At 39.0% G+C, this 6,955-nt stretch carries 7 protein-coding genes; 2 read left to right on the forward strand and 5 right to left on the reverse strand.

What is annotated here, in order from left to right; genetic code table 11:
- The 5 genes from ACEW8U_RS22520 to ACEW8U_RS22540 form a co-directional block, all read right to left on the reverse strand.
- Positions 1-592: penicillin acylase family protein (locus tag ACEW8U_RS22520; RefSeq protein WP_373524309.1), on the reverse strand; the 592-nt coding region annotated here is incomplete at its 3' end.
- Positions 593-646: 54 nt separating this feature from the next.
- Positions 647-1,498, reverse strand: a complete 852-nt coding sequence (locus tag ACEW8U_RS22525; RefSeq protein WP_373524310.1) for a nucleotidyl transferase AbiEii/AbiGii toxin family protein — start codon at positions 1,496-1,498, stop codon at positions 647-649.
- Positions 1,495-2,199 (reverse strand): hypothetical protein, encoded by a 705-nt coding sequence (locus tag ACEW8U_RS22530; RefSeq protein WP_373524311.1) that lies wholly within the window; start codon positions 2,197-2,199, stop codon positions 1,495-1,497. The genes ACEW8U_RS22525 and ACEW8U_RS22530 overlap by 4 nt, the downstream gene beginning before the upstream one ends.
- 441 nt (positions 2,200-2,640) lie before the next feature.
- Entirely contained in the window at positions 2,641-3,828 is a 1,188-nt protein-coding gene (locus ACEW8U_RS22535; RefSeq protein ID WP_373524312.1) for an aspartate aminotransferase family protein, read from the reverse strand.
- Between the two features lie 407 nt (positions 3,829-4,235).
- On the reverse strand, positions 4,236-5,132 hold the full coding sequence (locus ACEW8U_RS22540) for a class I SAM-dependent methyltransferase (RefSeq protein WP_373524313.1): 897 nt from the start codon (positions 5,130-5,132) through the stop codon (positions 4,236-4,238).
- A gap of 94 nt (positions 5,133-5,226) precedes the next feature.
- Here ACEW8U_RS22540 and ACEW8U_RS22545 point away from each other — a divergent pair, with 94 nt between their 5' ends.
- Both ACEW8U_RS22545 and ACEW8U_RS22550 read left to right on the forward strand, forming a co-directional pair.
- A complete protein-coding gene (locus ACEW8U_RS22545) occupies positions 5,227-5,907 on the forward strand; it encodes a hypothetical protein (protein WP_373524314.1) in 681 nt (226 codons plus the stop codon).
- A gap of 16 nt (positions 5,908-5,923) precedes the next feature.
- Positions 5,924-6,955 (forward strand): S8 family serine peptidase (locus ACEW8U_RS22550; protein WP_373524315.1); only part of this gene is annotated, 1,032 nt, incomplete at its 3' end.

Here is a 6,955-nt window from a genome sequence, read left to right on the forward strand (position 1 = left end):
GGCCCAATTTTCTGGCCATATAGGTCACAAGGGGATCGGTTTTCATCGCCATGGCAAATGTAAATGACATATAACCTGTAATGGCGTGGATGTCATTAATCGTAAATTCTCTTGGTTTGGAGCCTAATAGGGTGTATTCTATGGGGAGTTTTCCGTTTTGGATAAATTGGTTCACGCCTTTGATATAGGCTTCAGTGGCAGTTTTCCATTCAGAGTTTCCTGCCTTGTTCCATTCCTCTGTACTCCATTCAGCATGTTTGGGCAAGCCCAATGTCCTGAAGAATTTATCCACATCCACCAAATCCTCACCCAATAGTTCCGCCAAAGTTCCCGTTCCGACCCGCCGTGTCATTTCCATTTGAAACAGCCTGTCCTGTGCATGAACATACCCCAAAGCCATATAGGCATCTTTGGCGTTTTGGGCATAAATATGCGGAACTCCATAATCGTCAAAGTAAATCTCTGTTTCAGTAGAAAGACTAGGCATTTCAATCTCACCGGAATAAGTTGGCCCAAATTGGTACTTGACAATCTGATAGCCGGCAATGATTACAAAAAACAGGATGATTAGGGCAAAGAGGAGTTTTTTCATAAGGGTGAATTTGGGTAAGAAAATATGCTTAAATATAAGGTATTCAAATTAAAGTCAGGAAAACTGAATATGGTTAACTAAATCATGAAAGTAATTTTTTGACCAGATTTTAATGACTAGAGGATTTTTAATAAACCTAAGGATATCTGCTTTTGCAATTTGTAAATCCACATCTTCAATTCTTTGATGAAGGAGTATCTTGAATTCCTCCTTAGATAGCTCGGCCGCTTTTAAATCCTCACTATCCAAAGCCCTTAATATAAAATGATTAAGGTTTATTGGAATACCTTTTTTGACATACCATTCGAAATCATACCAATCTCTTCCTTTTACATTTTGATTCCATTTCCTAAAAAGTAAAGCATGCATTTTTCCAGCAAAAAGGTCTTGGATTGATAGACATTTTACATAAAAAGAGAAAGGTTTTAACAACAATTTTTCCTCTGTAGAAAACCCCATTGGAGGCCTTGTATCTACCTCAATCTTTACCTTGATGTTTGGTTTTTGGTCAACCCAAATTCCAGGGATTGTATTTTCAAGAATCAATTCTTTCCAAACAGTTTCTGATTTTAAGAAAGCAGATTCAATTTGAGTACTCTTTGATTTCTCTTTTTCTTTTATTGAAACTTGTAGCCCTAAGGAGGAGAATTCGTTTTCAATAGAATTCAAATATTTCGATAAAGAAAAATCTGGATAGATATCCAAAAGTGTAAAATCAAGATCTTCAGAAAACCTGTCTAAACCATGAAATATTCTCAATGCTGTTCCACCATAAAATGCCGCCTTTTCATAAAAAGAAGCCCGGTAAAGCCCAGCAAGTGTAATTTCTTGCATGACTTCACGCATTGACTGATTCAGTTCTTCCTTGTTTTTTGGCTTGTAAAGCTCAATCCATTGCTTGATCATAGATTTTTTAAAGTTTTTATCAGAAGTTTAATATTGTTTCTTTTAGGACAATAAGGAATCCAACCCTCAATAATTTCTAAATCAAGTTCTTCCAAATCAGAAACCTCAATTCTCAGATTTCCAACCAAGTATTCTCTAGTACTTATAATGGATCTAAGATTTAATCCTCTAGATGTAATGATTTTATCGGTCAGGGCTTTTTCTCGTGACGCAATCAATATATTTTGTTGCGGGGCAATTTCAAAACTTACAATCCCGAAGGAATAATAGGGAATTGGAAGGTGGGTGAAAGAAAATGTTCCCATAGAATTTTTAAATTCCTTACTTGGTTTAGTCGTCACAGAACTAATTCCATAAACCCTTTCTGGAATCATACCATAAAATGCCAAAGCCGATTCCATCGAAATATAACTTGGGCCATAAATTTGATTCGCCACTAAAAAAGGTTCGGGTGTTGTATTACTTAACTTTGGACCCAAAATATAAAGTCCTTTTTTGATAGACTCTAAATAACCTGCTTTTGTCAAGTCATAAATCTTGTCATTTGGGTTTTTATAACCTTCAAGTAAATTCACTAACAGGAAGTGGGGTATAGGTTGGTTTGCAAACTGTTGCAGTTGAAGCATGATTTCCATAGAATAAATGTAAAAAAATAAACAGATAATCGGTAATTTGACGATTATATATTTAAAAAAATACAATTGAATGAAAAGTGGAGAGATTCTGGAAAGGCTAAATTATTTAATGGAACATTTGAGGCAACCTGTCTGGCCTATTAAATAATCAGACTTTGGTTTCTATTGAGGCTTATAGATTTCTCTCTACGTTCGAAATGATAAGGAGAGGTTAAATGCCAGTAGAGATCCAACAAAACAAGGACAGCTATTAAAAATAACTTCTCCTTGTCCTTCGACGGCAGGAGAAGTCTAAAACCTCAAGGCATAATAGATTTCTCCCTACGGTCGAAATGACAAGGATAAGCCTTTGGCACTATCGATCCAATAAAGCATTAATAATGCTTTCAAACTTTGCAATGTCACTTCGATCCCGATAATTATTGTGGAGAGATGTCTATTTCTCCCTACGTTCGAAATTACAAGGTGAACCCCTCTACTCAATTTATTCAATCTAAGACTGTAAAATCACCCTTCCTCTTCCTCAACCGCCTCCAAAATCACCCTACAAGCCTTCTCAATCTCCTCCTCCGTAATGATCAAAGGTGGGGCAATTCTCATGGCATCGTCGCAGAAAAGGAACCAATCGGTGATGACTCCTTTCTCAATTGCCCGATCTATTATGGGTTTTAAAACATCAAATGATTCAAACTCCAGAGCCATCATCAAGCCTTTATTTCGGATGGATTTGATTTTCGGGTGGACTAAAAGTTTTTTGAAAAGGTTTGCTTTGGTCTCTACCTGTTCCAAAAGGTTTTCTTCCTGAATCACTTTGATGGTAGCCAAGGATGCAACAGCTGAAACCGGATGCCCTCCAAAAGTGGTTATATGTCCCAATAAGGGGTTGTTTTTAAATGCACCCATCAAATCCTTATTGGCAATAAAAGCACCTATGGGCATTCCACCGCCCATTCCTTTGGCACAAACCAAAATATCCGGTACAATTCCAAAATGCTCAAAAGCCCAAAATTTCCCAGTTCTCCCAAAACCAGCCTGGATTTCGTCTAAAATCAATAGGGTACCGGTCTCATCACATTTTTTCCTCAAGGCTTGAAAATATTCTGAACAGGCGACTCTAATACCTGCCTCACCCTGTATGGTTTCTACGATAAATGCAGCAGTGTTTTCAGTGATTTCTTCCAGTTGATGAAAAGAGCCATAAACAATATTCTTGATTCCGGGCAGTAGTGGACGGTAGGCCCTTTTAAAAATCTCATTTCCCCCGACTGAAAGTGAACCATGGGATGAACCATGATAGGCATCAACACAGGAGATGATTTCACGCCTGTTGGTAAATCTTTTGGCCAATTTCAAGGCTCCTTCCACTGCTTCACTTCCTGAATTGACCAGATAAACATTGTCCAAATGGGATGGAAGTGTTTCGCAAAGTGCTTTCGCCAAAAGCGTTTGCGGACTTTGGACATATTCTCCATAGACCATCAGATGCAGGTATTTATCCAATTGTTCCTGAATAGCTTCTAATACTTTGGGGTGCCTATGTCCCACATTGCTGACCCCAATTCCCGAAATCAGATCGATATAAGTTTTCCTGTCAGGCCCATACATATAAACCCCCTCAGCCCGCTCTATTTCGATCATCAACGGAAAATCTGTGGTCTGTGCAAGGTGGGAGAGGAAGAGTTGACGGTTGTTCATTTGGGTAGATGTGAGATTTGAGACATGAGATTTGAGAAGCAAGAGCCAAGAACCAAGAGCCAAGAATCGATAGATTAGAACCGAGAAGCAAGAGATAAAATCTGAGATGAGTGGAACAGTAGACTTTAAACTATTATAATCTTTTTGTGCAAAGTACAATGAACGATGTATAAAGAAGGACAGTATTTACTGGGGACAACTTTACAACCCGACAACCTTACTTGAATTAGAACTTATGTATGCCGATTTGAGTGTCTTCACTCACATCTTTGAGGTACGTTACTTCGGTGAAAGTTCCCTAACTAGTCAAGGAACACTTAAGCTTAATCCAATTTCTGAAACCTCCAATCTAAAACTAACCAAGTATTGAATCTTGTGTCTTGCATCTTGTGTCTAACATTTGCGTCTCAAAACTTTCTAAACCTAAAGAAAATCCCTAAAGGCAGGTTCTTCTTGAATCTATCAACCAAATACAGCTCTCCGTGTTCGGCATTTTCTACTTCCCCAAAATTGGAATGGATCAAATTGGCAGCGATCATGGAACTGAAACTTAGGGAATACATATTCAAAATCAGAAAGTGGTGGACAGGATCAAGGAGTTCTGCGCAGAGTTTGAGCATTTCGTTGATCTGTTCCTCGAGAATCCATTTTTCACCATCAGGACCACGGCCATAGGCGGGTGGATCAAGGATAATTCCATGGTACTTGTTTCCACGCCTGACTTCTCTTCGGATAAATTTCATGGCATCATCGACGATCCATCGGATCCCTTCCTGCCCCGAAGATTCCATATTGTGTTTGGACCAGGTTACTACCTGTTTTACGGAATCCAAATGGGTTACTTCTGCACCACATGCTTTTCCTGCCACCGAAGCAGCACCTGTATAGGCAAAGAGGTTCAATAACTTAGGGTTTTTGACAGGGAACGACTTCAAAGTGTCCGAAATGTAATCCCAATTGACAGCTTGCTCAGGGAAGATCCCGATATGCTTGAAAGAGGTCATGGCCAGATTGAGTTTCAACTTTAAACCATCAGGATTCTGATAGTTGATTTGCCAGTTGTGGGGGATTTCTGTCAGTTCATTCCAATGGCCCTTTTCAGGATTGTTTTTTTCCTTGGCAAATTGTGCATGGGCCATATTTTTCCATTCCTCCTCACTCAGACTTTTGTCCCAGATGGCCTGTGGTTCGGGACGGCTCAAGACATATTTCCCAAATCTTTCCAGTTTTTCAAATCCACCTGTATCAATAAGTTCGTATTCTTCCCAGTGTTGGGGAGCTAAAGACAAAATAGATTCTTTCATATTGCAAAAGTAAATATATAATTGAAGTACCGCCCATTTTCTAATTGTGATTTGTTTTGGTAAATTGTGAAAGAAAAATCATCCCAACTCCAATATGCAGAAGCACTTTAAATATTTATTGCTCATTTTGATGGGGATGATGTGGACATATTCTGCATTCAGCCAAGCAATTCAGACCATCAGAAGTCCTGAAAATCAACAAACCGGAACATTCAGAATAAACCCAAAAAGTGATGGCGTAAAGGGAACGCCGTTCCTTTTTGAAATACCTCCAATGGGAAATATTTCTTTAAGCAATGGTAATGTGCACAAACAGGTCCCCTTTAATATTTTTCTGGAAACCAATACAGTATATATCCAAACAGGAGGAGAAGATTCTGAACCTTTGCCTCTGAAAAACTGGAATTGGATCAAAACCGGAGAAGAAGATGAAAGGCTATTTAGGATGGAGTTTGTTTCCGGAAAATCTCAATTGGTCGAAATATTATTTGAAAATGATCAAGGGAAGTATATTGCTGTTCATTCCAAAACTCTTGTGAATCCCAGTAGGGTAAGAGATGGATATACGGGTCCTCAATATGACACTTTTAGGCATGATATTAAATTCCTTTTTATTGAAGGAATGCAGTCCACTGAATTTAAGGCGAATACCTCCGCATTGAGGGATTTGGCAGGAGATAGGTACAATGATTTAAAAGATTTTATGAAAAAAAATAAACTGAAACCGGAAAATCCTATTGATTTAAGAAAAATACTTATATTTCTGCTTAATTAATCACCCAAATTATTTTATGAAAAGACAACGATTTTTAAAATCATTTTTGTTGCCTTCCCTGATACTCTTGTTTTTCTCTTGTTCAGAACAGAATCATCAGGAATTAGATACAGTAGGCAACCCGGATTTGTTTGAATCCATCAGTACCGTACCCATCGAAGACCAGTATATTGTGGTGCTTCATGAAAACCAACTTTCCTTCAGGATAGATGATGAAGATTATGAAGGTTCACAGATGTCAATGCGTCAAGAGATAGAGGATTTGTTCAAGGAATACAAGATTGGTGAGGATAACCTCGAAAGGGTTTATTCCATGGCTTTGACAGGATTTTGCGCAAGGATGGATCAATCCAAGCTGGAATTGATTCGAAATGACCCCAGAGTAAAATATGTGGAGCAGGATAGGATGGGAACCCTTGGAAAACCTTCAGATAGACCGCCATTTAAAGTAATTGAGGATTTGGAACCTAATACCCAAGTGGTGCCATGGGGCATCAAAAGGGTGGGGGGACCTTTTTCATACTCAGGGAGAAACAGTGTCTTTGTAATTGATACAGGTATCCAATTGGATCATCCGGATCTGAATGTGGACAGCAAAAAAGGATTTGATGCCTACAATTGCAAAAAGAAAGACTGGAATTTGGATGACGAACATGGACATGGAACTCATGTTGCCGGGACAATCGGAGCCCTGGACAATAATTTTGGTGTAGTGGGTGTTGTTCCCGGGGTTTCAGTAGTGCCGGTCAAAATTTTCTTTGGTCCTTGGGCAAATTACACATTTTCAGGCATGATAGCAGGCATAGAACATGTTGGCGTCAGAGGTATCCCCGGGGATGTCGCAAATCTGAGTTTCGGTGGTTTCGATTCCAGTACGGCACTAGATGAAGCCGTATTAAGAGTTTCAGAAAAAAGAAGAATCTGGATGGTCATTGCTTCTGGGAATTCAAGATTGCCAGCAACCTCATTCAGCCCGGCTAGGGTGAAAGGCAAATATACCATCACAGTATCTGCTTTTGATTCCCGAGATCGGTATGCTTGGTTCTCA

Origin of the sequence: Aquiflexum sp., assembly GCF_041751335.1 — a bacterium.
Lineage (GTDB): Bacteria > Bacteroidota > Bacteroidia > Cytophagales > Cyclobacteriaceae > Aquiflexum.

Coding starts and splice junctions, on each gene's coding strand:
- ACEW8U_RS22540 (WP_373524313.1), bottom strand. CDS start 5,132: ATGAAAGAATCTATTTTGTCTTTAGCTCCCCAACACTGGGAAGAATAC.
- ACEW8U_RS22525 (WP_373524310.1), bottom strand. CDS start 1,498: ATGATCAAGCAATGGATTGAGCTTTACAAGCCAAAAAACAAGGAAGAA.
- ACEW8U_RS22535 (WP_373524312.1), bottom strand. CDS start 3,828: ATGAACAACCGTCAACTCTTCCTCTCCCACCTTGCACAGACCACAGAT.
- ACEW8U_RS22545 (WP_373524314.1), top strand. CDS start 5,227: ATGCAGAAGCACTTTAAATATTTATTGCTCATTTTGATGGGGATGATG.